This is a genomic window from Archangium sp. (assembly GCF_045802675.1).
In the GTDB taxonomy this organism is placed as follows: domain Bacteria; phylum Myxococcota; class Myxococcia; order Myxococcales; family Myxococcaceae; genus Archangium.
Map to the genome: position 1 here is coordinate 32708 of NZ_JBJMQO010000006.1, position 26107 is coordinate 58814.

The window sequence follows — 26107 nt, forward strand, 5'->3', positions numbered from 1 at the left end:
GAGGGGATATGTGGGGGGGGGCGGGGGCTGGGGTTACCTGGAGGCTTCGAGCAGGAGTCCGCGCTCGCGCAGGACGGAGAGGATGCGCTCCATGCTCTGTTCGATCGTCTCGGAGTCCGTGTGCACCGTGACCTCGGGGGCCTCGGGTGGTTCGTACGGATCGGAGATGCCGGTGAAGTGGGCGATCTCCCCCGCCAGGGCCTTCTTGTAGAGCCCCTTCACGTCCCGGTGGACGAGCGAGTCCAGACTGGCCTTCGCGTACACCTCGATGAAGGCAATGCCGGCCTGGGTGGCCAGGTGGCGCACCTCGTCGCGCGACTCGCGGTAGGGCGAGATGGCCGCGGAGATGACGGCCACGCGGTGCTTGGCGAGCATCCGCGCCACGTAGCCGATGCGGCGGATGTTCTCCTCGCGATCGGGCCGGGTGAAGCCCAGGCCCTTGGAGAGGAACGTGCGGATCTCATCCCCGTCGAGCACCTCCACCGGATGGGTGGACTCCAGCTGACGGCGGATCGCCGACGAGAGCGTGCTCTTGCCCGCACCGGACATGCCGGTGAACCAGACGATGAAACCCCTGGACGGGGCGGTGTTCACCTCGGGCGGACGTACCGCTGCTGCTGTAGCACTCTGATTCACGAACTGCCCCCTGTGACCCCCAATGACCGCGATTCGCTGCGAGCTACTTCCTTCCTCATTTCGCTTCACCCGTTACCGGGCCGTTGATCATCCCGGCGCCCACGGTGGCGTTCGTCCCCTCGTCGATGAGGATGAAGCTGCCCGTGTGGCGGTTGCGCCGGTATTCATCGAAGAAGAGCGGGACGGTGGTGCGCAGCCGCACGCGGCCCACCTCGTTGAGCGCGAGGGCGCCGCACGACTCATCCCGGTGAAGCGTATTCACGTCGATGCGGTACTGGATGTCCTTCACCAGCGCGCGCGCCGAGCGCGTGGTGTGCTTGAGGGCGAGCTTCGCCCCGGGCCGCAGCGGCTGCTCCACCATCCAGCACACCATGGCGTCGATGTCCTGGGACACGGTGGGCGGGTTGCCCGGCCGGCAGAGCATGTCGCCGCGGCTGATGTCGAGCTCGTCCGTCAGGCAGAGGTTGACGGACATGGGCGGAAAGGCCTCGTCCACGGGCTTGCCCGCGAACTCGATGGAGCGGATGCGCGAGGTGAAGCCCGAGGGCAGCACCACCACCTCGTCCCCGGGCTTCACCACGCCGCCCAGGAGCTGCCCCGAGTAGGCCCGGTAGTCATGCAGCTTCTTGGAGATGGGCCGGGACACGTACTGCACGGGGAAGCGCACCTGGATGAGGTTGCGATCCGAGGCGATGTGCACGTGCTCCAGGTGGTGCAGGAGCACGGGCCCCTGGTACCAGGGCATCTTCTCCGAGCGCGTCACCACGTTGTCGCCGTTGAGGGCGGAGATGGGGATGAAGGAGAGGTCCGTGAGCTCCAGCTTCGTGGAGAACTTGCGGAACTCGTCCTTGATGGATTCGAAGACGGACTCGCTGTAGTCCACCAGGTCCATCTTGTTGATGCAGAGCACCACGTGGGGCACGCGCAGCAGCGAGGCGATGAAGGCATGGCGCCGCGTCTGCTCGAGAAGGCCCTTGCGCGCGTCCACGAGGATGAGGGCGAGGTCCGCGGTGGAGGCGCCCGTCACCATGTTGCGCGTGTATTGGGTGTGGCCCGGGGTGTCCGCGATGATGAACTTGCGCCTCGGCGTGGCGAAGTAGCGGTAGGCCACGTCGATGGTGATGCCCTGCTCGCGCTCGGCGCGCAGGCCGTCCATGAGCAGCGCCAGGTTGACGTACTCGTCCCCGCGCGCCTTGCTGGTGCGCTCCACCGAGGAGAGCTGGTCCTCGAAGATGGACTTGGTGTCGTAGAGCAGCCGCCCGATGAGGGTGCTCTTGCCGTCGTCGACCGAGCCCGCGGTGGCGAATCGGAGCAGTTCCATTAGAAGTATCCCTCGCGCTTGCGGTCTTCCATGGCCGTCTCGCTGAACTTGTCATCCGCGCGGCTGGCGCCGCGCTCGGTGACGCGCGAGGCGGAGACCTCGGCGATGACGTCCTCCACCGTGGTGGCGGTGGACTCGACGCAGGCGGTGCACGTCATGTCGCCCACGGTGCGGAAGCGCACCTGGGCCGTCGTGGCCCGCTCGCCCGGAAGCAGCGGCAGGTAGGGCGAGCACGCCATCAGCATGCCGTCGCGGCGGAACACCTCGCGCCGGTGGCTGAAGTAGATGGAGGGCAGCGGAATGCGCTCCTGGGCGATGTATTGCCAGATGTCCATCTCGGTCCAGTTGGACAGGGGGAAGACGCGGATGTGCTCCCCGCGCCGGTGGCGGCCGTTGTAGAGGCTCCACAGCTCGGGGCGCTGGTTCTTGGGGTCCCACTGGCCGAACTCGTCGCGGAAGGAGAAGACGCGCTCCTTGGCGCGGGCCTTCTCCTCGTCGCGGCGGGCGCCACCGAAGACGGAGTCGAACTGGTGCTTCTCGATGGCGTCCAGCAGCGGCGCCGTCTGCAGCCGGTTGCGCGAGGCGCGCGGGCCCTTCTCCTCCACCAGGCGGCCCGAGTCGATGAAGGCCTGCACCGAGGCCACTTCCAGCCGGGCCCCCAGCGCGGTCGCGCGGGCATCCCGGTACTCGAGCACCTCGGGGAAGTTGTGCCCGGTGTCCACGTGCATGAGAGGAAACGGCAGCGGCGCCGGGGCGAAGGCCTTCTCCGCCAACCACAGCATCACCGCCGAGTCCTTGCCTCCGGAGAACAGGAGCACGGGCCGGGAGAACTCGGCCACCACTTCCCGAATGATGAAGAGGGACTCCGCTTCTAGGGCCTGCAGGTGTGAAAGCTCGTAGCTCATCCCGACATAGCATGGCCCGGTCGCTTCCCGGATGTCCAGGGCTACACAGACACCCGGGTAGATGTCGCAAAGACGGCAAACCCAGAAGCTTTCAGCTGGCGCGCGGCAGTTTGCGGCGGCCTATTCCATCCTCCGCGTCGTCCGACTCGTAGTAGAGGGTGGCCCCTCCCTCGTCGTAGACGACCAGCACGCGCTCGCTCTGGTCCAACAGGCCCGTGGCGGCTGCTTCCGCCTTGCGGACGAGGTTGTCGGTCCTCGCGGGGCGCTTCTTGGTGTTGCCTGTACGTGTTGACGCACTGGGCATGTGGGGAACGACTCCTTGGAGCCCTCACATACAGCGAGGGAGTAACGTGTCATAGCCAACGGAAGACTTCGTTGACAAGCGCTTGACACGGGCCGCCTGGAAGAGAGGTAAGGAAGCGTCATGAATCGTCGCTTCCTCCCTTGGATCCTGTTCACTCTGTGTCTGAGCGGTGTCGCCGGGGCCCAGTCCGCCTCGCCGGCGCCGTCCGCCCGGCCGGGCCGGCCTGCCCTCCTGTCGGAGTCGATGACGCCGCCCTGGCTGCCCCGGGGGGCCTTCGTGGGCACCTTCATCCGGGACGGGGCCATCGTCCCCGAGGTGCGCCTGCACTGGCAGCTCCTCTTCTACCAGGGCCGCCGGGACACGCTGGGGCTGTTCATCGAGCCCATGGCCGCCTTCGCCGCCGTCAAGCCGGACACCGTCGTCGAGGGCGCCACCGTCCCCCTGACGCAGCTCCAGCTCTACTCGCTCCAGTTCGCCGTGGGGTACACCGCCCGGCGCGAGGGGGGCCTCGAGTGGGGCTTCCAGTTGGGCACCGGCCCCGCCTGGTTCCGGGCGCGCTTCGAGGGCGGCTCCAAGGACGCGGAGTCCTACTGGGTGGGCCTGCTGGACGGGCGCCTGCGGCTCGGCTACCGACTGGGCGGTAAGGTGGGCGTGGGCGTGGCGGTGGGGTATGGTGACCCCTACAACTACAAGCGGGCCAGCCTGGCCCGTCCCTATGTAGGCGGACTGCAACTGGGATTGTATGCGGACTGGCGCTAGGCGCCTCTGGACCCTGACCCCCCGGGTGGGGTGAAGTGCGTACTCGTAATGGTCGAGCTTCTCAGCCTCCATATCGGCCGCTTCCAGCGAGAGCGGGCGGAGTACGAGCGGAAACTGCCGCCGGCGGTGCTCGTCTTCACGCCCGCGTCCGCGGCTTCGCCGTCGCTGGATGAGGACGACGAGACGCATCATCACTTCCGCACCCTCACCAACGTGTCCACGCCGATGCTGGGGGTGGGCGAGCCCATCGTCTTCCCCGTGGTGAAGAACCAGGAGAACGCGTTCGGCCGCGGCATCACCGTGGGGCGCACGGGGAACAACGACGTGGTGCTGGATGATGGCACCGTGTCGCGCTTCCACGCCTGGTTCCAGCGGGAGACGGATGGCCGCTACACGCTGACGGACGCGGGCTCCAAGAATGGTTCTTTCGTGGCCGGGGTGCGCTTGACGCCCCGGCGCCCGTCGCCCATCGCGGACGGCACCCGCCTGCGCTTCGGCCAGGTGGAGCTGACCTTCTATCTGGCGAGCGGTTTCACCAAGGTGCTCGCGCGCCGGTTGGGGACGGGGACGGGGACGTAGGCTTGCCAGCCCTTCCACGGGCTTCGTAACGTGTGATTCACCCCTCTTCAGGGAACAGGGAGCGTTCGCGGTGCCATTGATGACAGAGGCGTTCGGCCTGACCGACGTGGGCCGGAAGCGGCAGCACAATGAAGATGCGATGCTCGTGGACGCCTCGCTCGGCCTGTTCATCGTGGCCGACGGCATGGGGGGTCATGCGGCCGGTGAGGTGGCCAGCAACCGCGCCACCGAGGTGGTGCGCCAGCACATGGTGTCCAACCGGCACCTGCTCAAGGACCTGAGCACCAACACGAGCCAGGATGCGCGCAACGCGGCCCAGGCCCTGATGGAGGTGGCCATCCAGCGCGCGTGCGCGGACATCTTCCGCATGGCCCTGGCCGACCCCACCAAGCGCGGCATGGGCACCACCTTCGTGTGCCTCGCGGTGAGCGGGAACAAGGGCGTCATCGGCCATGTGGGTGACTCGCGCATCTACCTGGTGCGCCACGGCCAGTGCCACCGGCTCACCGAGGACCACACCCTCGTCGCCGCGCAGCTCAAGGCCGGCACCATCACCAAGGAGCAGGCCGCCACCTCGCAGTACCGCAACGTGATTACGCGCGCGGTGGGCATCCAGGAGTCCGTCCAGGTCGACACGCTGATTGTCGACCTCTTCCCGGGCGACCTCTTCCTGCTGTGCTCGGACGGTCTGCACGGCTACCTGGACGACGACGAGGTGCTGCCGCTGGTGCAGGGCACGCAGCCGGGGGAGCTGCCCAAGCGCTTCGTGGACCTGGCCAACGAGCGCGGCGGCAAGGACAACATCACCGCCGTGGTGGTGAAGGTCTCCGGCGAGGGCACCATGGAGGCGGAGACCTCCGAGGCCCAGAGCCGCATGGAGGCCCTGCGCAAGATTCCGCTCTTCCGTCACCTCACCTACAAGGAGCAGACGGCGGTGCTGTCCATCGCCACCACGCGCACCTTCCCGGCCGGGAGGGAAATCGTGGTGGAGGGCCAGCCGGGCGAGGAGCTCTTCGTGGTCATCCGCGGCCGGGTGGTCATCGAGAAGAGCGGGGTGGAGATCGCCGAGCTGCGGCCCGGCGGACACTTCGGCGAGATGGGCCTCATCGACAACGCCCCCCGCTCGGCCACCGTGCGAGCGGTCGAGCCCACGCGCACCATGGTCATCTCCCGCTCGGACCTGATGGGCCTCATGAAGCGCGAGTCCATCCTCGCGGTGAAGATGCTCTGGAGCTTCGTGCAGGTGCTGTCGGACCGGCTGAGGGCCACGAACTCGGAGCTGAGCGAGGCCCGGCAGGAGCTGGCGGTGGCGCAGGCCATCCAGCCGTTCGCCGAGGAGTGAGCACAGGGCGGCGAGCAGACGTCGGGCGGAGGACTCGGCCGGAATGAACGGCCGAGAATGTCGGTTGGCAGGCCGGTCGCGGGGGTAACGTCCCGCGCCGTCCGATGCGCAAATGGCTCGTCATAGGGGCGGCAGCCGCCCTGGTCGCGGTGGCGGTGGCGGTGTTGTGGCCTCGGAACGAGCCACCTCCGGCACCGGTGGCGGGCGCGCTCGTGGCGCGGGCGCTCCCCGATTTCGAGTCCGTGGAGGTGTCCTCCGGAGCCTCCGAGGGCCTCGCCCTCACCGGGCGGGTGCTGGACGCGGCGGGCAAGCCCGTGGCGGGGGCGGACGTCTTCCTGTCCGCCAGCGCGCAGAAGACACTCACCTCGGTGCGCTGTGACGAGTGCGGGCAGGCGCTGCTGGCCTGTCCGGCGCGGGAGAGTGGCCTGCACGCGCTGGCCTTCTTCGAGCAGGCGCGCGGCTTCCTCCAACCCAAGGCCACGGCGCGCACGGACGCGCAGGGGCGCTTCCGCTTCGAGCACCTGGCCGGGGTGTCCTTCTCCGTCTGGGCCCGGGCCCCGGGTTTCGGCGCGGCCATGCGCGAGCGCGCGGCCCCGGGCGAGCCGGTGGATTTGTTCCTGCCCCCGCTGCGCGGCATTGGCGGGCAGGTGGTGGATGACGCGGGCCGGGGGCTCCCGGGGGCGCACGTGTACGCGGTGTCCCGCAAGGTGCCCCTGCCGTCCGAGGCGGTGGCGGGGCCGGATGGCTCCTTCACGCTGTCCGGGCTGGGCGAGGGTCCCTTCTACGTGCTGGCCACCGCGAGCGGTTTCCTCCCGTCGGCGGAGCCCCTGGTGGAGGCGGGCCCGCAGCCGCTGCGGCTGAGGCTGGAGCCCTCGCGGACGCTGGAGGTTCACGTCACCCGCAACGGCGCGCCGGTGACGGCCACGGTACGGCTGTCGGCGGACCACCTCGCGCGCGAGGCGCGGGCCGAGGGCGGGGTGGCACGTTTCGAGGACCTGTACCCGGACGAGCTGGTGGTGTCGGCCGAGGCCGGAAAGCTGGGCGCCACGCCGCGCACCCTCACGCTGAGCGAGCGCCTCACGCAGGTGACGCTCGAGCTGGAGGACGCGGGCACGCTGCTCGTCACGGTGGTGGACGAGGCCGGGCAGCCGGTGCCCTCGCCGGAGCTGGTGCTGCGCACCGTGCGCGGCAAGCCCGTCCAGACGCAGAAGCCCTCCACGGGAGCGCTGGTTCAGTTCGGCCCGCTGGGCGTGGGGGACTACGTGCTGGAGGGGCACGCGCAGGGCTACCGGGACGCGCAGCTGCCGGCGCGGGTGAAGCCGGGCGAGACGACGCTGGAGCTGGAGCTGGCCCGCGCCACGCTCATCTCCGGGCAGGTGTTGGATCAGTACGGGAGGCCCGCGCCCAACGTGTCGGTGCTGGTGCAGCCCACGGGCGACGCGGTGGCGTCGGACGCCGAGGGCCACTTCACGGCCGCGGTGCCCACGCCGGGCCTGTACACGCTGCATGCGCACCACTCCGAATGGGGCGGCGGGCAGGTGAAGGTGACGGCCCCGGCCGAAGGGGTGAAGCTGGAGCTGGAGCCCCGGGCCGCGCTGGAGGTGACGGTGATGGGGGAGGGGCGGCGCCTGGAGGGCGCGGACGTGGTGCTGTGGGTGGACAACGAGAACATCTTCCGCAGCGACAGCTCCTCCGGGCCGGACGGCGTGGTGCCCATGCGCGGGCTGCCGCCGGGCACCTACTCCCTGGTGGCCACGCACCGCGACTACCTCGCCTCGGAGCGGCAGAAGGTGGTGGTGGAGGACGGGCAGACGCAGCGGGTGACGGTGACGCTCGAGCCGGGGGCGGCGCTCCGGGGTGACGTGGTGGACGCGCGGGGCGCGCCGGTGGCCGGGGCTTCCGTGGTGGTGCTGCCCAACATGACCGAGCCGGCGACGACGGACGCGCAGGGCCATTTCGAGATGCGCGCACTCAAGCCCGGCCGGCCCTACCTGGTGGAGGCGCGGCACCCGGGGTACGACCAGCGCGAGCGCGTCCAGGGCTCTCCCGGCGGCGAGCCGGTGCGGGTGGTGATGGAGGCGCGCACGACGTTCCGCGGCCGGGTGGTGGCCGACGACGGCGAGCCGGTGCGGCGCTTCCGGTTGGACGAGCACGACGTGACGAGCCCGGACGGACGTTTCGAGGTGGCGCTGCCCACGGCGGGAGAGCGGGTCATCGTGTCGGTGGAGGCGCCGGGCTTCGAGCCGCTGATGGTGGACAAGCCGGCGCAGCCGAGCGAGCTGGGGGACCTGGTGCTCGAGCGGGCGCCCTCGGTGGCGGGGCTGGTGCGGGACGAGAGCGGCACGCCGGTGGCGGACGCGGTGGTGGGGTGCGATGCGTGCGAGGACTCGGTGATGACGGGGCCGGACGGACGCTTCACCCTGCCGAGCCCGCCCTTCGTGGCGAAGTTCTCCGTGTCGGCGCGCAAGGGGCGGTTGAGCGCGTCGGCGCAGGCCTCGCGCGAGGGGCCGAAGACGGTGGAGCTGGTGCTGAAGCCGGCCACGCACCTGTCCGGCACGGTGTACCGGCCCGACGGCACCCCGTCGGCGGGTTTCCAGCTGGAGGGCATCAACTCGGACCGCGCCGAGCCCATCAGCATCGTGACGGGCCCGGATGGCCAGTACAGCGTGGACGTGTCCCCGGGCCACTACCGTTTCTCGCTGGGCTCGGCGCGCGAGTTCTCCGGCGAGCCGGCGCTGCTGGTGCAGGTGGAAGGCAGCGAGAAGCGGTTGGACTTCGGGCCCGCCCCCGGAACGGCCTCGCTCTCGGTGCAGCTCAAGTCCGAGCGGGGCAAGGCGCTGTGGGTGATCGCCGGTGACGCGGGGGTGGTGGGCAATCCGCCCAAGGAGCTGATGCAGGCGCGCTACGGGCAGTTGCTCTACCAGCCCCGAGGCGATCGCGTCACCCTGCAGGGCTTCCCTCCGGGGCGCTACACGCTGGTGTGGTCGCACTTCCACACGGACACGGAAGACGGGCCGGTGGTGCGCTCGGTGGAACTGCCGGCCTCGGGCGACGTGGTGCTCGGCCCGTGAGCCCGAGGCCGTAAGTGCGCGCTACACCGCCGCGCGCACGAGCTGCGGCTGGAGGCCGTCCATGAGCGCCTCCACGAGCCGCTCCACGTCCTCCACCGGGACGCCCTGGATGGTGAGCAGCGTCTTTCCGTCTTTGACGCTCGCCTTGAGCTCCACGCGGGCGCCCTTGGCGAAGTGCCGGGAGAAGCTCTCCTGCATGAAGTTGACGCGGGCCGTGTCCGTCGCGGACATGGGCTTCTGCGGCTTGCGCTTGTGCTTCAGGGCCTGGAGCAGGTCGTCCAGGTTGCACTCGTCGAAGGACTTCTGGATCACGGCGCCACCGTCCTGCGGGACGTCGATGGACAGACTGCCCAGGTCGTTGTGCGGGAGCACGAGCTCCGTCAACTTCGCGTAGGCGCTCAGCGACGCCAGCTTGGCCACGCCGTACGTCTTGCACGCCTCCTCGGTGAACTGCCTCGCCACGGCGCCGTACCGGCTCAGCGTGGACTGCGCCAGCTCCTTGAAGTTCTGGCTGAAGAACGCCTGGGCGCTCCCGTAGCCGTTCTTCTCCGCCAGTTGGGTGGTCACCGTGTAGTTGTAGAGTCGGCCGATGCCGTAGTTCCCGGCATTGCCCTGGGTCAGGTAGGTGCGGATGGAGCTGCGAACCTGCTCGAGCGTCAGATCGGGCAGGGTGTTGCTTGCGTTCGTTTCACTCATGATTGCCCCCTCAATCGGAGCTGGCCGCGGGAATCGCGGCACTGGGCCGGCCAGGAGCAACGTCCGGACCATGCGCGGCGACCTGCGAATTCGCGCACTTGCGCGGCGGGGGTGGGCCGAATGGGTCTCCCCTCAGGACAGGCCATCCGCGCTTCGGGACAGCAGCCCTCTTCGAGCCCATCCACTTCTACGCACGTAGAAGTGAAACGGAGGGGGTCGGATCCGGTTCTACGCACGTAGAAGTGAAACCGAGGGGGTCGGATCCGGTTCTACGCACGTAGAAGTGAAACCGCTCAGTGCATGAGGCCCTCGAGCCGCGTCTGGACGATGGCGCCCACCACGCCCATGGTGAACACCACGCCCAGGGCCCAGCCCAGCCGCAGCGTCAGGGCCCGCTGCTTGGACACGCGCGCCACCAGCACGAAGTTGACGGCCGCGCTCGCCAGCGACGCGATGATGGCGCCCACTCCGGCGGTGGTCGGCGACAGCATTCCGTGGGCGCACAGCGAGGCCGCCGAGGCCACCGCGGACGCGCTGGACACCAGGCCCCCCAGGGCGCTCACCGCGTAGAAGCCCACATGTCCCAGCAGGCTCTGGCCCACCGTGCCCACGACCTGGAAGAGCAGCAGGAAGGCGCCGAACTTGAGCGCCGACGACAGTGAGAAGGGGCTCTTGAGGGGCAGGGTGGGCGTGGAGGCCTCGGGCGCCGGGGGCCCCGCCAGCGTGCGCACCAGCGCCAGGCCGATGCTCGACAGCAGGATGAGCGCGAGCGGCACGGCGGAATTCACCAGCGCCTTGTACGACAGCAGCCCGAGCAGCACCGCGTTGCGCAGCGCCATCGCGGCCGTGGCCAACAGCACGCCCCGGTAGGCCACCTCCTGCAGCCGCCCCTCCGTCTCGCGGACGCGGTTGGATAGCTCCGTCACGGTGACGGTGCTGTTGACGAGCCCGCCCAGGAAACCCGTCACCTCCACGCCCCGGGTGCCGAAGAGCTTGAGCAGCAGGTAGTTCACGAAGCCCATCGCCGCGATGAGGATGACCGTCACCCAGGCCGCGCGCGGGGCGATGAGGCCCCACGGGTCCACGGGGTCCGCAGGCAGCACCGGGTAGATGGCGAACGCGAGGATGGCCAGCAGGATGGCCGAGCGGAGCTCCTCGGCGGTGATTTGATGGCTGAAGCCCGCGAGCCGCTCCTTCCACGTGAGCAGCCCGGCGCTGGTGACGGCCACGGCCGCCGGCGTCACCACGTGCCCGAGCCCGCACAGCACGCCCGTGAAGCCCATCACCAGCAGCGCCGCGGACGTGGTGAGCTCCGCGCCCTGGTTGGCGCGCAGCGACTGCCAGTTGAGGAAGCAGACCAGGACGCCCAGCAGCGCGATGGCCACGATCGCGAACGGTGGGCCCAGCAGTCCTCCCAGCCCTCCGAGCAGCGAGGCGAAGCCGAAGGTGCGCAGGCCCGCCTCCTTCCCACGCCACTCCCGCTCCAGGCCGACGAACAGCCCCACCGCCAGCGCGAGCATCAACCGCATCAACGTCTGCAACGGCGGCCAGGCGACGGCCGGAGGAATCCCTTCCATGTGCATGCTCTCCATCCCAAAAGGCGCGGTGGAGCCCTCAGGTGGTCTCCGGGGCTTCCTCGTGGACCGTGTCTCCCACGGCGTACAGGCGCAGCCAGCCATGGGCGCGCAGCAACCGCTGCAGGGGCGCCCGCAGCGCCGCGCGCAACCGGCGCTCCCCATCCGGCGTGGCGCTCTCGTGCAGGGGCAGGCTCCAGCACTCCCCCTGGGAGCCCAGGTCGCCCGGGGCTTCACCCGCCGCCACCAGCCGCACCACGAGCGGGGGCGGCTCATGCGGGGCCGGCAGCTCCCGCGCGTTCCCCGTGGACAGGGGACTGGGGATCGCCCGTGCGCGCTCGGCGGAGGCCAGGCCGTTGAAGAGATGGGCCGCCAGCCCGGCGACGCCCGCCTGCGTGCAGTGGAAGACGACCAGCCGGGGCCGCGAGGGCTTCACGTCCTTCACCAGCAGCCAGCGGAAGAGGCACACCGCGAGCGCGGCCCCGAGCAGCTGGGCGGCGACGAACGACTCGACGTCGAGCGGGTGCACGGCCCCGGCGCGGGTGCTGACCGCGCGCGCGAGCACCAGTGCCGGGTTGGCCAGGGAGCGCGAGTCGGTGAACCACACGGTGGCGGCCACGTAGCCCGCCACGGCGAGCGGCGTGGCGGACGGGCGGAGCCGCACGCAGCCCCGCACCACCACCAGCAGGCCGAAGGTGGACACCAGCTCCGTGAGGAACTGCGCCGAGTTGGCCGCCGGCGTGCGCGTGGCGATGAGCAGGGGCTCGCCGCACATGAGGTGTGCCACCAGCCTGCCCGCAAGACCGCCGAGCAGCTGGGCGAGCACGTAGCGGGGTACGTCGCGCCAGGGCGTGCCGTCCTCCAGCGCGTCGGCGAACGTGAGTGCCGGGTTGAAGTGCGCACCCGAGAGCGGTTGGAGCACCAGCGTGAGGCAGGCGAGGACGGCACCGGCCGCCAGCGACATGAAGAGCCGTCCGTCGGTGGCGCTCACGCCCAGGTGCTCGGCCCCATGGTGCGCTCCCTCGAGTGCCACCACCAGCAGCCCGCAGCCGAGGGCCTCGACGGCGAGGCGCCGGGGCCTGTTCAGGCGTCCTTCGGCAGGTGCCGCCGGGCCGGCATCGCAGCAGTCATCGCATGGCCCTCCGCCCGCGCTCGTGGATCGCCGACGGTACGCCCCGCTCCGACATTCGTCAAAGGCGGCGGGAAGGGCCCACGGTGGTTGCGAGCCCGCCCTCGCGCGCATAAGGAAGCCCGCATGGTGGCTTCGGCTCTTCAGGGTCGCCGGGTGATCGTCGGAGTAGGCGGCGGCATCGCGGCATACAAGGCGTGCGAGCTGGTGCGCGAGCTGGGGCGCGCCGGGGCTCAGGTCCGGGTGGCGATGACGGCGGCGGCCAAGGAGTTCGTCACGCCGCTCACCTTCCAGGCCCTCAGCGGGCACCCGGTGCTGACGGACTACTTCGACCCCTCGCAGGAGGGGAACTTCGGGCACCTGGACCTGGCGCGCTGGGCGGACCTGTACGTGGTGGCGCCGGTAACGGCGGACCTGCTGGCGCGCCTCCGGGCGGGCATGGGCAATGACGCGGTGACGACGTCGCTGCTGGCCTTCCGGGGGCCGGTGCTGCTCGCGCCCGCGATGAACGTGGCCATGTGGGACAACGAGCGGACCCAGGAGAACCTCGCGGCACTGCGCTCGTCGCCGCGCTTCCACTTCGTGGGGCCCGGGGCGGGAATGCTCGCGTGCGGCGACGTGGGCGCGGGGCGGCTCGCGGAGGTGGGGGCCATTGTCGAGGCGGCGGCGCGCCTCTTCGCCGAGGGGCCGCTGGCGGGCCGGCGGGTGCTCATCACCGCGGGGCCCACGCGCGAGTACCTGGATCCGGTGCGCTTCATCTCCAATCCCTCGACGGGGAAGATGGGGATGGCGCTGGCGGAGGCGGCGCGGGCGATGGGGGCGCGGGTGACGGTGGTGCTCGGCCCGGTGGGGGAGGTGGAGCGCGGCGGCCTGGAGGTGGTGGACGTGGTGAGCGCCGAGGACATGGCGCGCGAGGTGCTAGCGCGGGTGGAGGAGGTGGACTGCTTCATCGCCTCGGCGGCGGTGAGCGACTGGAAGCCGCCGACGCGCGAGGCGCAGAAGGTGAAGAAGTCGGACGGGCCGGAGACGTTGACGCTGGTGCGCACGCCGGACGTGCTGGCCGAGGCCTCGCGGCGGGTGTCGGGACGGGCGAGGCGGCCGGCGCTGGTGGGGTTCGCGGCGGAGACGCAGCGCGTGGTGGAGTACGCGCGCGGGAAGTTGGAGCGCAAGGGGCTGGACGCCATCGTCGCCAACGACGTGTCGGCGCCGGGGGCGGGCTTCGGGGTGGACACCAATCAGGTGACGGTGCTGACGAAGGACGGTCAGCAGCGGGACCTGGCCGGCACCAAGCGCGAGGTGGCCCGCTCCATCCTGGAACTCGTCAAGGACTACCTGCCGCCCCTTCCTCCCTCTCCGTAGGGGCCCCTCCGTCCTTCGTGGATTTCCTGAATGGCGCTGTACCCGTCCCTGGGGTAAGCGTACGGGCGGCCTACCCGCCAGGCGGTTGAACCGGGTCCCCGGGACCCATAAACCCAGAGTCATCGTGAGCGAAGCCCCCGAAACCTCGCAGGAGTTGAGCGAAGTGCTGGAGGATCTGCGCCGCCACCTTCTCTGGCAGGAGGAGGACGGTGGGCGGGTGCTCCAGGTGGACGCACGTCTGGCCGCCGAGCTGAGAGGCTCGGCCCTGCGTGCCCAGATGGCGCGAGCCCCGGCCGCCAAGGCCGCCCCAGCCCCGGCCGCGTCCCCTCCCGCGGCAGCCCCGGCCGCGGCAGCCCCGGCCGCGCGCCCGATGGCCTCGAGTGCCCCGGCTCCGGCACCCGAGCGTCCCCTGGCCGCACGCGCGCCGCAGCAGATGCCCGCCCGCCGCGAGGCTCCGCCGGAGTCCCTCATCGAGGTGCCTCCGCGGGTGCGTCCCTCCGCGGGCCCGCTGCCCGGGGTGGTGGACGGTGAGCGGCCGATGCTGGACGACATCCGCCGCGAGCTGGGGGACTGCCGCCGCTGCAAGCTGTGCGACGGGCGGAAGAACATCGTCTTCGGTTCGGGCAACCCGCGCGCCGAGCTCGTCTTCGTGGGCGAGGGCCCCGGAGCGGACGAGGACGCGCAGGGCGTGCCCTTCGTGGGCGCGGCGGGCCAGCTGCTGACGAAGATGATCGAAGCGATGGGGTTCCGCCGCGACGACGTCTACATCTGCAACGTGGTGAAGTGCCGGCCGCCCAACAACCGCAACCCCGAGCCCGACGAGGTGGCGGCGTGCGAGCCGTTCCTGCGCGCGCAGCTCCAGGCGCTGCAGCCCAAGGCCATCGTCGCGCTGGGCAAGTTCGCGGCGCAGACGCTGCTGCGCGACAGCACGCCCATCACGAAGATGCGGGGCAACTGGCGCGAGTACGAGGGCGTCAAGCTGATGCCCACCTTCCACCCGGCCTACCTGCTGCGCCAACCGGCGGAGAAGAAGAAGGCGTGGGAGGACCTGCAGCAGGTGATGAAGTTCTTCGGTAGGCAACCCGGACAGCGCGGCTGACCGGGCTCCCCTGGGAGGGGGATACGCGATGAAGGGAGTCCTCGAGACGCAGGAGATGCACTCGCCGGCGCTGGAGTCCAACCCGCTGGGAGACCCCGCGCGGCGGCAGCTGCTGGTGTACCTGCCCCCCGGCTACACGGAGGGAGCCCGCCGCTACCCGGCGGTGTACTTCCTCAACGCGTTCTCCAACAGCGGCAAGTCCTGGACGAACTTCTCCGCCTTCTCGGTGAGCGTGCCCGAGCGGCTGGACGCGCTCATCGCCTCGGGCGCCATTCCTCCCGTCATCGGCGTGTTCCCGGACGGCTGGACGTCGCTGGGTGGCAGCCAGTGGGTGAACAGCGACGCCATCGGCCGCTACCGCGACTTCCTGGCCAAGGACGTGGTGGGCTTCGTGGACCGCACCTACCGCACGCTGCCCAAGCCGGCGGCGCGCGCGGTGGTGGGGCACAGCTCCGGCGGCTACGGCGCGCTGGTGATGGGCCGCTACCACCCGGAAATCTTCTCGCACCTGAGCGCCCAGTCCCCGGACGCCTACTTCGAGTACTGCTACCTGCCGGACCTGCCCAAGGCGGCCACGGCGCTGCTCAAGGCGGGTGGGGTGGAGGCCTGGTACCAGGACTTCATCCAGCGCGCCCGCGAGACCAAGGCCCGCGGCGATGACTTCACCGTCATCAACGTGCTCGCCATGGCGGCGGCCTACTCGCCGAAGAAGGGTGAGCCGCTCAACCTGGAGCTCCCCTTCGACGCGCAGACGGGCCGCTTGCGGCTCGACGTGTGGAACCGCTGGCTGGTGCACGACCCGGTCCGTTTCGCGCCCAAGTTCGTGGACGCCTTCCGCAAGCAGAAGACCGTCTTCATCGACTGCGGCACCCGCGACGAGTTCAACCTGCGCTGGGGCGCCCGGATGATCGCCGAGGACCTCAAGACCGGCGGCGTCGAGGTCCTCCACGAGGAGTTCGAGGACGGCCACACCGGCGTCAACTACCGCTTCGAGCGCTCGCTGGCGGTGATTGGTCCCCGGCTCGTGCTCGAGTAGCCGGTGGGCTCCGGGGCGCTCGGCCCCGGCCTTCCGGAACATCCCCGCCGCGCGCTCTCATTCTCGGAAAGAGAGAGGGGCCGGCGGGTGCCGCTCTCGATGACGCGGAGCGTTGGCACGAACCCGCTAGCGCCTCCACGTTTGCCCGGGTTAGAGGCTACCCGTGCATTCGCGTGGGGGGCGGGCCCTGTGCCCCCGCTGATTGGAGAGCGTGCCATGAGCCATGACCGCTACGGACTGTCCCGCGTCGTCGGGGAGAAGGGCGTGCTGCCCCAGCGGGCGCGCCAGTTGGATCCGGCGCTGCCCTGCCGGGAGGCCGAGCTCCTCATCGACGTGGAGAGCCTCAATATCGACGCCGCCTCCTTCAAGCAGATCAAGGACGACGTGGGCGCCGAGCCCGCGCGCATCGCCGCCCGCGTGCAGGAGATCGTCCGCGAGCGCGGCAAGATGCAGAACCCGGTGACGGGCTCGGGCGGCATGCTGATTGGCCGGGTGAAGGAGATTGGCCCCCAGCACCCGGCGCGCGGCGTGCTCCAGCCGGGCGACCGCATCGCCACCCTGGTGAGCCTCAGCCTCACGCCGCTCGTCATCGACGAGGTGAAGGCCGTGCACCCCTCCATCGACCGGGTGGACATCCGCGGCCACGCCCTCCTCTTCGCCACCGGCCTCTACGCGAAGCTGCCCACGGACATGCCGGACACGCTGGCCCTGGCGGCCCTGGACGTGTGCGGCGCTCCGGCCCTCGTGGCCCGCTACGTGCGCCCCGGCATGACGGTGGCCGTGCTCGGCGCCGGCAAGAGCGGCGCGCTGTGCCTCGCCCAGGCCCGCAGGGACTTGAAGGGCCAGGGCCGGCTGCTCGCCATGGACATCTCCGAGCAGGCGCTCGCCACCCTGAAGGGCCTGGAGCTGTGCGACGTCTCGCTCAAGGTGGACGCCACCCAGGCCGTGGACGTGATGGAGGCCGTGTCCCGTGCCACCGGCGGGGCGCTGTGTGATCTGGTGATCAATTGCGCCTCGGTGGGCAACACGGAGATGGCCTCCATCCTGAGCGTGAAGGAGGGGGGAGCGGTCATCTTCTTCTCCATGGCCACGAGCTTCACCGCGGCGGCGCTCGGCGCCGAGGGCGTGGGCAAGGACGTCACCATGCTCGTGGGCAATGGGTACGTGCCCGGCCACGCCGAGCTCACGCTGGAATTGTTGCGCGCCGAACCGGCGCTGCGCCGCCTCTTCGAAACGCGTTACGTGTAGTCAGGTAAGGTGCCCACATGCCAGGTCCGTTCATCGAAGACGCGCGACTCACCCAGGCGCGCAAGCTGGCGGAAGACATCACCGAGCCCATCTTCGAGCTCATCCGCCGTCACACCACCGTCTCCGTGGAGCGCACCGTGCTGCGCTTCTTCGGCATCGCCGATGCCGGCCCTGGAGGCGTGCCACTCGCCAACCTGATGGTCGACCGGCTCAAGGCCGCCGGTGTGCTCAACAGGGGAGCGGCGTACTGGTACGGCCGCGCCCTGCAGATGGGCGCCCGCAGCCCCCTGGAAGCCGTGGAGCGCCTGACCGCGCTGCCGGTGGAGAAGCTGGGGCCCCTCTCTGCGGAGATGGAGCAGAACCTGCGCGAGGCCGTCCAGGACGAGGCCCGCGCCGCCATGGACGACTTCACGTCCCGTATCGCCCAGCGTGACGCGCTGCGCAAGGAGCTGGGGAACTCTCCGGCGCCGCACAAGTACGTCATCGTCGCCACGGGCAACATCTACGACGACGTGGACCAGGCCCGGGCCGCGGCCCAGGCGGGTGCGGACATCATCGCCGTCATCCGCTCCACGGCCCAGTCGCTGCTGGACTACGTGCCCCACGGCGCCACCACCGAGGGCTACGGCGGCACCTACGCCACCCAGGAGAACTTCCGCATCATGCGCGAGGCCCTGGATGACGAGAGCCGCAAGCTCAAGCGCTACATCCAGCTCACCAACTACTCGTCGGGCCTGTGCATGGCGGAGATCGCCTTCGCCGCCGCCTACGAGCGGCTGGACATGCTGCTCAACGACGCGATGTACGGAATCCTCTTCCGCGACATCAACATGCGGCGCACGTTCATCGACCAGTACTTCAGCCGCCGCATCTGCGCCCGCGCCGGCATCATCATCAACACCGGCGAGGACAACTACATCACCACCGCGGACGCCTACGAGGCCGCGCACACCGTCATCGCCAGCCAGTTCATCAACGAGAGCTTCGCCAGGCGCGCGGGCCTCGAGGACTGGCAGCTGGGCCTGGGGCACTCGTACGAGATCGATCCGTACCGCCCCGAGACGCTCCTGCTCGAGCTGTCGCAGGCCATGCTCATCCGCCGGTGCTTCCCCAACGCGCCGCTGAAGTACATGCCGCCCACCAAGCACAAGGAGACGGACATCTTCTTCAGCCACGCGTACGACGTGATGGCGGACCTGGTGGCCATCTGGACGCGGCAGGGGATTCAACTGCTCGGCATGATGACGGAAGCCATGCACACGCCGCTGCTCGCGGACCGGTACGTGGCGCTCAAGGCGGCCAGCTACATCTACCGGGCCGCGGCCGGCATCGACGAGGAGTTCACCGTGCGCGAGGACGGGAAGATCGCCAAGCGCGCGCGCGAGGTGTTCGGCCAGGCCATGGAGCTGCTGCAGGAGTGCCAGAAGGACGGCATGGTGGCGGCCATCGGCCGGGGCCGCTTCGGCGACGTGAAGCGCACGGAGACGGGCGGCAAGGGCCTGGACGGCGTGCTGGAGAAGGCGCCGGATTACTTCAACCCGTTCCAGGACATGCTGGAGGCTCCGTGATGCTCGGCTCCTTGTTGGTGATGGTGCTCGCGGCCGGAGAGCCCTCGGCGGCGCTGGCGAAGTACGAGGTGAAGACGCTCGCGCTCCAGGTGCCCTCCGACTGGCGCCAGTCCGAGGCGGATGGCACCCAGCGCTTCGAGGATCCGTCCGGCGATGCGTACCTGCTGCTGGACGTGGGCGCCGTGCAGACGGCGGGCATGAAGCCCCAGGTGTGCCTGAACAAGATTCTCGGCGCCATGGGCGGCGCCCAGGGCTGGAAGCAGCTCAAGCTGGGCAAGGCTCCGGCCGCGCGGCGCGTGGACTCGGACACCACGCCCGACCGCGCCGAGTCCGTGCAGACGGTGACGTACGTGGGCTGTGACGGGAAGACCACCTGGTCGCTCGTCTTCCACATGGATGCCAAGAGGAAGGACCGTTTCGAGGCGCTCGCGGATGTGGTGGCCGGCAGCGTCGCGTACGTGAAGCCCAAGAAGGGGAAGTGACCGCCATGGCGACCAAGCCAACCAAGCAGCTCATCCGCCCCTATGGCGACCGCCGGGATGACGGCGTGGTGCAGCTGTCGTTCACGCTGCCGGTGCCCCTGTCGGAGAAGGCCAAGGAAGCCGCCGCCGTGATGGCGCGCAAAATGGGCTTCACCGACGTGAAGGTCGCCGCCGCCGAGCGCGCCGCCGACACGTACACCTTCTTCATCGTCTACGCGCGTACCCCGCACTCGCTCGACTACTCGGAAATCGACGTGCCCGAGGTCGTCGTCAAGAAGCAGGGCTTCGACGAGCTCAATGCCCTCATCAAGGACAAGGTGGGCCGGCGCATCGTCGTGTTCGGCGCCTGCACGGGCACGGACACGCACACGGTGGGCATCGACGCCATCCTCAACATGAAGGGCTACGCGGGCGACTACGGCCTGGAGCGCTACCCCGGGTTCGAGGCCTTCAACCTCGGCAGCCAGGTGCCCAACGAGGAGCTGATCAAAAAGGCCCTGGCGCGCAGCGCGGACGCCATCCTCGTGTCGCAAGTGGTCACCCAGCGCGACGTGCACAAGGACAACTCGCGCCAGTTCATCGACGCGGCCAAGGCCGCGGGCCTCCACGGCAAGATGCTGCTGCTGCTCGGCGGGCCGCGCGTGGACCACAAGCTGGCGCTGGAGCTGGGCTTCGACGCGGGCTTCGGCCCCGGCACCAAGCCCTCGGACGTGGCCAATTACATCGTGCACCAGGTCCTCCAGAAGGAAGGCAAGGAGGCGAAGGACGTGCACTGGGAGGGGGAGCCCAAGTGAGCAACGTGAAGGCTGTCATCCGGCTGCGCATGAGCAGCCACGACGCGCACTACGGCGGCAACCTGGTGGACGGCGCGAGGATGCTCGGGCTGTTCGGCGACGTGGCCACCGAGCTGTGCATCCGCCTGGATGGGGACGAGGGACTGTTCCGCGCCTATGACTCGGTGGAGTTCCTCGCGCCGGTGTACGCCGGGGACTTCATCGAGGCCGAGGGTGAAATCACCCAGGTGGGCAACAGCTCCCGGAAGATGCGCTTCGAGGCGCGCAAGGTCATCCGGCCCCGGCCGGACGTGAACGACTCGGCGGCGGACGTGTTGCCGGAGCCGGTGGTGGTGTGCCGGGCGACGGGCACGTGCGTGGTGCCGAAGGACAAACAGCGAGGTCAGCGATGAGCACGCCCATGGTGATTACCGCGGCGATGGTCGGCGCGGAGACGACGCGCGAGCAGACGCCCTACCTGCCCATCTCCGCCGAGGAGATCGCCGAGGACGCGGCGAAGTGCCGCGAGGCCGGCGCGGCCATGGTGCACCTGCACGTGCGCACGGCGGACGGCAAGCCCTCGCAGGACACGGAGCTGTTCCGGGCGGCCATCCGGGCCATCCGCAAGCGCACGGACATCCTCGTCCAGGTGTCCACGGGCGGCGCGGTGGGCATGAACGTGGACGAGCGGTGCGGCGGGCTGCGGCTGACGGGCGAGGACCGCCCGGACATGGCCACGCTGACGACGGGCACGGTGAACTTCGGCGACGAGGTCTTCTGGAATCCGCGTCCGCTGGTGCGCGACATCGCGCGGCGGATCAAGGCGCTGGGCCTGCGGCCGGAGTTCGAGTGCTTCGACGTGGGCATGGTCGACGAGGCGCGGGCGCTGGCGAAGGAGGGGGTGGCGGACCTGCCGGGCCACTTCGACTTCGTGCTCGGGGTGCCGGGGGCGCTGACGGCACGCGAGGACGCGCTGGACTTCATGATCAAGTCCCTGCCGGAGAACAGCACGTGGACGGTGGCGGGGGTGGGGCGGCACCAGCTGCCCTTCGTGGAGCTGGCGGCGGAGCGGGGCGGTAACGCGCGCGTGGGGCTCGAGGACAACATCTACGTGTCCAAGGGCGTGCTGGCCAAGGGCAACTGGGAGCTGGTGGCCGAGGCGGCGAAGCGGGCGAAGGCCAAGGGCCGCACGCTGGCCACGCCCCAGCAGGCCCGCGAGCTGCTGCGCCTGGGCACCGCGTAATCCCCTCGGGTTGCCCGGAAAAAGGGGTCACGGGTCCAAGGGGCAACCGCCCTTTCTCCGACCCGGATCCCCACCATGCCCTTCGTTCCCAAGAATCTGACGCTGGCGCAGTACAACATCACCGCAGCCGACGACGACGACGACGACGACGACGCCTTCGCCAACCTCGACGACTTCCTCAACAGCCTCTTCGATCCCTGGCCCGGTCCCTTCGCCTACAACGCGGCAGGGCTCTTCCGGGCCAATCTGGTGGCGGAGATCAAGGCGAAGGAGACCAACAACCAGGCCGTCTCGCCGCTCTGCTGGCTGATCAACGCCAACACCGTCACCCTCCTGCTGGATGTGCTCGAGGGCTATTGGATGGGCCGCGACATCCGCACCAATCCCCGCCCTCGGACCCTCGCGAAGGACGAGGCGTTCATCCACTGCATCCGGGACTACATCAACACCAACGACCTGCGGATGCGGGTCCCCTCCTTCCAATGCGAGACCAGGCGCGACGACGAGCCCTCCACCTACGAGTGGACGGCGGACACCGTCTCCTCGTTCAAGAACAATGACGGCACGTGGAACTCGGCCACGGTGCGCCGTTTCCTCGAGCTGCTCCTGGCCGGTGCCCATTTCGTGGCCGTGCACAGCGCCACCGACGTGGGCAACAACCTGAACATCCCCAGCTTCTTCAAGGAGTTCTCGAACCTGGGCACGAAGTACACGGGGCACAGCCACTACACCGACGGCATCGCCCTCACGGGCGTCAACTACCCCACGTTGGAGCTGGTCGAGGAGGAGGGCAACACGCTCGACGAGTTCACGGACGGGGAGCAGGCCGTCCTGTTGCCCGTGGTGCTCAGCGACACGACCACCGGCGTGAAGGACCACAACTCCTTCTTCCAGATGGAGGGCTGGCGCCCCGGCAAGAACATGTTCGGGTTGGGGAAGTACGAGTACCGGCACAAGGTCCTCGCCGCGGGCTACCGGCATGGCGCCGACTTCGCCACGCACCAGAAGACCCTCTGGAACATCTCCACCTACGGGGCCTCCCTCTTCAGCGAGAAGCGCGGCGCTCCCGTCTTCCTGGCCCCCAGTGGGTGGATGGACAAGGAGACGCATCTCTACACGGGGTTCAAGGGCGCCAATGCCGGCCACAAGTGGTTCAAGGGCGCTCTGGTGACGGGCCTTCCCTGAGCGCGGCTCGCGAGAAATCCGGGCCGCGTTGCCCGGATTTCCGCGCCACGGGTCCAATGGGTTGCCACCATGCCCATTGCCCACCTCCTCCAGCAATTCGATGCCCTCGGTCCGATGGGGCCCCGCGCTTCCATCCTGATCGACCAGGCCTTCACGGGCTCCACCGAGCTCATCACCCAGTTCCGCACGGTGCTCGGCACCGCGTCTGTGAGCATCAACGCCGTCACCGGCGCGACCGTGCGGAGCGACACGTCGCTCGAGCTCGTGGGGACGGCCTCCCTGTTGGGGCTGACGGATGCCCAGGTCCGGTTCCTGGCCCGGGAGCGGGAGGGCCAGCTGCTCGTCACGCTGGAGGTGACGCTCCCGCCGGGGTGGTCCTTCGGCACGCTCTACCCCCAGGCGCCCGCCTTCCTGGCCCGGCTCGGCCTGGGCGCGTGCAGGCTCGTGTTCTCGAGCGCGGCGTACGCCGACGAGACGCTCGGCGCCGAGCTGCTGCCCGGGCTCAACTTCGTCGGTGAGCTCTACCTCACGGGCGATCTCCTCCCCATCGGCTCCCTGCTCGAGCAGTACACGCCCATCCGCGTCACCGGCCCCGTCCACGAGTACCGGTTCGACAGCGATCCCCTGGCCTTCACCGGCATCCGGCTCACGGGCGCCCTGGCCTCGAGCATCTCGAGCCTGGGGCCCGTGAAGGTCCAGGGCACGCGCCTCTTCATCAAGTCCGGGCGCACCGCGTCCCAGTACGACAAGGTCCCCAGCGCCACCCAGCAGCCGGGTGTCTACCTCCTCGTGTCCGCGGAGCTCGGGGGGCGCCCGCTCCAGCTCATCGGCACCTATGCCGCCGACGGCACGCGGGAGGCGCTGCGCCTCTACGGCCGCTTCGAGGACTTCGGGCTCTCGGGCTTCTCCAGCCTCCAGCAGACCCTGGGCGTGGACGGCCTGGACGCGCAGTTGCCCGAGGACATGCCGCCCCCCACGGGCCTGGCCCTCACGGAGCTCGGACTCGCGCTCGACTTCACCCGTCACGAGGTGACGCACCTGATGGTGGGCGTGGCGCTCCAGACGCACTGGGAGCTGTTCCCGGGCGTGGCGACGCTCCAGCAGGTGGGCCTCTCGCTCTCCGTGACGGAGCCGTTCGGCAAGGGCCGAGCCCTCTCGACGACCTTCAGCGGACTGCTGGCGTTCCAGAAGTTCGACGCGGTGGCGTTCGTCGAGCTGCCCTCGCTCGACTTCGGCGCCGGCCTTCCCGGGGGGCGCACGCTTCCGCTCGGGGATGTCTTCGAGTCGCTCATTCCGGGCGCCACCGGGCTGCCGGAGCTCACCGTCACGCGGCTCTTCATGCAGGCGTCGCCCCGGGCGGGGACCTTCGCGCTGAACGCGGCCATGGAGGACCTGCTCTCCATTCCCGTGGGCGCGACGGCCTTCGAGGTGAGCGAGTTCGCCCTGCTCGCCAGTGGGAGCAAGGCGGGCGGCGCCAGGGGCACCGTCTCGGCCCGGCTGCGCATGGGGGAGGCCAGCGTCCTGCTGTCCGGAGACGCCGGGGATGGCCTCACCCTCTCCGGTGCCCTCGAGCACTTCGAGCTCAGGAAGTTCTGGTCCCTCGTCACGAATGGCGAGTCCCTGCCGGACGAGGTCCCCGACATCCTCTTCCAGACGCTCAATGTCCTGGTCGATACCAGGACAGGCGCCTTCTCGGTGATGGGCAATGCGAGCGTCGCGTGGGACCACCTGGGCGCAGACGGGGCGCTTCAGACGAACGCGCAGTTCACCCTGACGCGCAACGTCTCCGGTTCCGGAGGCGCCCGGAGCTCCGCGTTCAGCGCGAGCCTGAGTCTCCAGGGCCAGGGGCCGGTGGAGGTCGCCGAGGGCTTCTCCCTGGGGGCATTCAACCTCCTCTTCGACTACCAGACGGGCGGCAGCTGGAAGCTCTCGGGCGGCGTGACCGTCGAGCTCCTCGACACGAAGCTCTCCCTCACCGCCGGCTACGAGACGAGCCCGGCCGGCAAGAAGATCAAGCTCCAGACCATGGCCAGGCCGGCGGCGAAGCTCATCGACCTGGGGGATGCCGGCGCCTATTCCTTCTCGCAGTTCGACCTCCTGCTGGATCGCCGCCCCACCGCGGACGGCAAGAAGCAGACGTTCTTCGACCTCCGTCTGGCCTCGACCCTGGAGATCGCGGAGGTCTTCTCGCTGGGTGGCTACCTGGGCCTCGGCAACACCGCCGAGGGGAAGAAGGGCCTCACCTTCAAGCCCAACCCGGGTTCCACCGCCTTCCACGTGGACTTCCCGACGGGGGAGGGGATGGGCTTCAAGGGCGAGCTCTTCGAGGTGGGCCTGGTCAAGGAGTCCGCCAGCGCCGGGTGGACCTTCACGGGTACCACGGTGCTCGGCTTCACCGGCTTCCCGGGCGGCCTCGGGGACATGCTCCCCTCCAAGGTCACCGCGAAGCTCGTCGCGGGGAAGACGGACGTGCGCCTCTCGGCGCTCAACGTCAGCGATCCCCTCGAGCTCGCGCTGCCCACCGTCAAGGGGAAGAGCCTCGGCAAGGCCACCGTGCAGCTCACCGAGGTCGGCATCTCCATCAAGCCCCAGCTCGGGCTGGTGCTGGAGGCGGGCCTCGGCCTGCCCGCGGAGCTCAACACGTACCTGGGCGCGCAGCTCTTCCGCGTCTACCAGAAGGGCAACCCCCTCACCCTGTCGCGCACCCGGTTCACCATCTCCGGGACCGGCGTCGCCGTGCAGTTCGTCAGCTCGCCGTTCGCCGCCGCCAACACCGTGATGATCAACGGTGACTCCTGGTTCGACGTCGACTTCGGCCAGTACGGCGCGCTCCGCCTGAAGATGCCCACGTTCCGCTACGACGGCGTGTCGCAGTACTTCGAGGCCGGCGGCGGGTGCGAGGTGACGCGGCCGCTCGCGCTGCCCCTCGCGCCGCTCAAGCTGTTCCTCGAGGCCTGCGGCGGAAAGGGCATGGCCGACGTCTTCCCCGACAAGCTCCCCATCGACGCCCTGTCGCTCGTGGATGACAAGGGGGACCTGAAGATCGACGACCTCGCCACCTTCCTGAAGAAGTCCGGGGACGTGCCGGGCGAGGTCATCTCCGTGCTGAAGAAGACCGACAAGGTGCTCGACCGCCTCCCGGATGGCTTCAAGTCCTACCTGCGGCTGGAGATCCCCAAGCACCTCGAGTTCAAGTTCGGCTTCTCGCCCGCGGGCCGCATCAGCCTGGCGCTGCTCGCCCCCGAGACGCCCGTGCGCGTGCTCTTCCCGTCCGTCGTGGCCAGCTACGTGCCCATGCCCGGGCTCACCGGCATCGAGCTGCGGAAGATCTCCATCGGCACGCTCATGGCCGGCACGCTCTTCTACGGCGAGGTCGATGCCCTCATCGACCAGTATGATCTGCCGTCGCTCGCGCTCTCGCTCCTGCTCCCGACGGATCAGGACTTCCCGCTGCCCACGTCGGATCAACTGCGGCGCCGGATCATCCTCGACGACGTCTTCTGCGTCATCCCCGTCTCGCAGGGCCTGCCCATCCCCATTCCGATCTTCTATGACGAGCTCGGCTTCGAGTACCTGGGCATCGAGGGGTTGGGCCTCCAGGCCCACGTGGGCTTCCCCAAGCCGCACCTCGATGGGTCCGCCGCGATGGCGCTGTTCAAGGCCTTCGACGCGTTCTTCAGCGATCGCAAGGCGCTGATGGATCCAAAGACGCCTCCCGGAGGCGTGGACCTCGGTTTCGTCTTCCATGACGAGTTCCTGCAGGCGCCCGAGTACCTCGGCGCGGGCGTGCTCGGCACC

General features: G+C 69.7%; 22 protein-coding genes. 15 read left to right on the forward strand and 7 right to left on the reverse strand.

The genetic code is table 11. From position 1 onward, the window contains the following. Positions 1-33: 33 nt before the first annotated feature. The 4 genes from cysC to ACJ8AN_RS01570 form a co-directional block, all read right to left on the reverse strand. Positions 34-594, reverse strand: a complete 561-nt coding sequence (gene cysC / locus ACJ8AN_RS01555) for an adenylyl-sulfate kinase (RefSeq protein WP_407753413.1) — start codon at positions 592-594, stop codon at positions 34-36. Between the two features lie 97 nt (positions 595-691). After that, positions 692-1957 (reverse strand): sulfate adenylyltransferase subunit CysN, encoded by a 1266-nt coding sequence (gene cysN, locus ACJ8AN_RS01560; RefSeq protein WP_407753394.1) that lies wholly within the window; start codon positions 1955-1957, stop codon positions 692-694. Beyond that, a complete protein-coding gene (gene cysD / locus ACJ8AN_RS01565; RefSeq protein WP_407753395.1) occupies positions 1957-2862 on the reverse strand; it encodes a sulfate adenylyltransferase subunit CysD in 906 nt (301 codons plus the stop codon). The genes cysN and cysD overlap by 1 nt, the downstream gene beginning before the upstream one ends. Positions 2863-2953: 91 nt before the next feature. After that, a complete protein-coding gene (locus ACJ8AN_RS01570; RefSeq protein WP_407753396.1) occupies positions 2954-3166 on the reverse strand; it encodes a hypothetical protein in 213 nt (70 codons plus the stop codon). Between the two features lie 120 nt (positions 3167-3286). Between ACJ8AN_RS01570 and ACJ8AN_RS01575 the strand changes: the two genes are divergently transcribed. From ACJ8AN_RS01575 to ACJ8AN_RS01590, 4 genes are all read left to right on the forward strand, one after another. Beyond that, positions 3287-3925 (forward strand): hypothetical protein, encoded by a 639-nt coding sequence (locus ACJ8AN_RS01575; RefSeq protein WP_407753397.1) that lies wholly within the window; start codon positions 3287-3289, stop codon positions 3923-3925. Between the two features lie 48 nt (positions 3926-3973). After that, positions 3974-4504: an FHA domain-containing protein gene (locus tag ACJ8AN_RS01580; protein WP_407753398.1), complete on the forward strand. Its 531-nt coding sequence runs from the start codon at positions 3974-3976 to the stop codon at positions 4502-4504. A gap of 79 nt (positions 4505-4583) precedes the next feature. Then, entirely contained in the window at positions 4584-5846 is a 1263-nt protein-coding gene (locus ACJ8AN_RS01585) for a Stp1/IreP family PP2C-type Ser/Thr phosphatase (RefSeq protein ID WP_407753399.1), read from the forward strand. A gap of 104 nt (positions 5847-5950) precedes the next feature. After that, positions 5951-8917, forward strand: a complete 2967-nt coding sequence (locus ACJ8AN_RS01590; protein ID WP_407753400.1) for a carboxypeptidase regulatory-like domain-containing protein — start codon at positions 5951-5953, stop codon at positions 8915-8917. 21 nt (positions 8918-8938) lie between these two features. Here ACJ8AN_RS01590 and ACJ8AN_RS01595 read toward each other — a convergent pair whose 3' ends face one another. The 3 genes from ACJ8AN_RS01595 to ACJ8AN_RS01605 form a co-directional block, all read right to left on the reverse strand. Continuing rightward, positions 8939-9613 carry a hypothetical protein gene (locus tag ACJ8AN_RS01595; RefSeq protein ID WP_407753401.1) on the reverse strand — a complete coding sequence of 225 codons (675 nt, stop codon included), beginning with the start codon at positions 9611-9613 and terminating at the stop codon, positions 8939-8941. A 293-nt stretch (positions 9614-9906) separates the two neighbouring features. Further along, positions 9907-11190 carry an MgtC/SapB family protein gene (locus ACJ8AN_RS01600; protein WP_407753402.1) on the reverse strand — a complete coding sequence of 428 codons (1284 nt, stop codon included), beginning with the start codon at positions 11188-11190 and terminating at the stop codon, positions 9907-9909. A gap of 37 nt (positions 11191-11227) precedes the next feature. Then, on the reverse strand, positions 11228-12220 hold the full coding sequence (locus tag ACJ8AN_RS01605) for an aquaporin (RefSeq protein WP_407753403.1): 993 nt from the start codon (positions 12218-12220) through the stop codon (positions 11228-11230). 222 nt (positions 12221-12442) lie between these two features. On the opposite strand from ACJ8AN_RS01605, the gene coaBC reads away from it, so the two are divergent. From coaBC to ACJ8AN_RS01660, 11 genes are all read left to right on the forward strand, one after another. Next, the gene (gene coaBC / locus ACJ8AN_RS01610) at positions 12443-13675 is read left to right on the forward strand and encodes a bifunctional phosphopantothenoylcysteine decarboxylase/phosphopantothenate--cysteine ligase CoaBC (protein ID WP_407753404.1); all 1233 of its coding nucleotides are present in this window, start codon (positions 12443-12445) and stop codon (positions 13673-13675) included. A gap of 124 nt (positions 13676-13799) precedes the next feature. Continuing rightward, positions 13800-14774, forward strand: coding sequence for a uracil-DNA glycosylase (locus ACJ8AN_RS01615; protein ID WP_407753405.1), 975 nt, complete (start codon positions 13800-13802; stop codon positions 14772-14774). A gap of 28 nt (positions 14775-14802) precedes the next feature. Further along, positions 14803-15810, forward strand: a complete 1008-nt coding sequence (locus ACJ8AN_RS01620; RefSeq protein WP_407753406.1) for an alpha/beta hydrolase — start codon at positions 14803-14805, stop codon at positions 15808-15810. Positions 15811-16026: 216 nt separating this feature from the next. Further along, positions 16027-17058: an L-erythro-3,5-diaminohexanoate dehydrogenase gene (locus ACJ8AN_RS01625; RefSeq protein ID WP_407753407.1), complete on the forward strand. Its 1032-nt coding sequence runs from the start codon at positions 16027-16029 to the stop codon at positions 17056-17058. A gap of 17 nt (positions 17059-17075) precedes the next feature. Beyond that, positions 17076-18626, forward strand: coding sequence for a lysine 5,6-aminomutase subunit alpha (locus tag ACJ8AN_RS01630; RefSeq protein WP_407753408.1), 1551 nt, complete (start codon positions 17076-17078; stop codon positions 18624-18626). After that, complete coding sequence (locus ACJ8AN_RS01635; protein WP_407753414.1) at positions 18626-19108, forward strand: hypothetical protein; 483 nt, start codon at positions 18626-18628, stop codon at positions 19106-19108. The genes ACJ8AN_RS01630 and ACJ8AN_RS01635 overlap by 1 nt, the downstream gene beginning before the upstream one ends. A 5-nt stretch (positions 19109-19113) precedes the next feature. After that, positions 19114-19902: an OAM dimerization domain-containing protein gene (locus ACJ8AN_RS01640; RefSeq protein WP_407753409.1), complete on the forward strand. Its 789-nt coding sequence runs from the start codon at positions 19114-19116 to the stop codon at positions 19900-19902. A 5-nt stretch (positions 19903-19907) separates the two neighbouring features. Next, entirely contained in the window at positions 19908-20294 is a 387-nt protein-coding gene (locus ACJ8AN_RS01645) for a hotdog fold domain-containing protein (protein WP_407753415.1), read from the forward strand. Beyond that, positions 20291-21124, forward strand: a complete 834-nt coding sequence (locus tag ACJ8AN_RS01650) for a 3-keto-5-aminohexanoate cleavage protein (RefSeq protein ID WP_407753410.1) — start codon at positions 20291-20293, stop codon at positions 21122-21124. The genes ACJ8AN_RS01645 and ACJ8AN_RS01650 overlap by 4 nt, the downstream gene beginning before the upstream one ends. Positions 21125-21199: 75 nt before the next feature. Then, the gene (locus tag ACJ8AN_RS01655; protein WP_407753411.1) at positions 21200-22309 is read left to right on the forward strand and encodes a hypothetical protein; all 1110 of its coding nucleotides are present in this window, start codon (positions 21200-21202) and stop codon (positions 22307-22309) included. Between the two features lie 69 nt (positions 22310-22378). Then, the coding region (locus ACJ8AN_RS01660) for a hypothetical protein (protein WP_407753412.1) at positions 22379-26107 on the forward strand (3729 nt) is incomplete at its 3' end.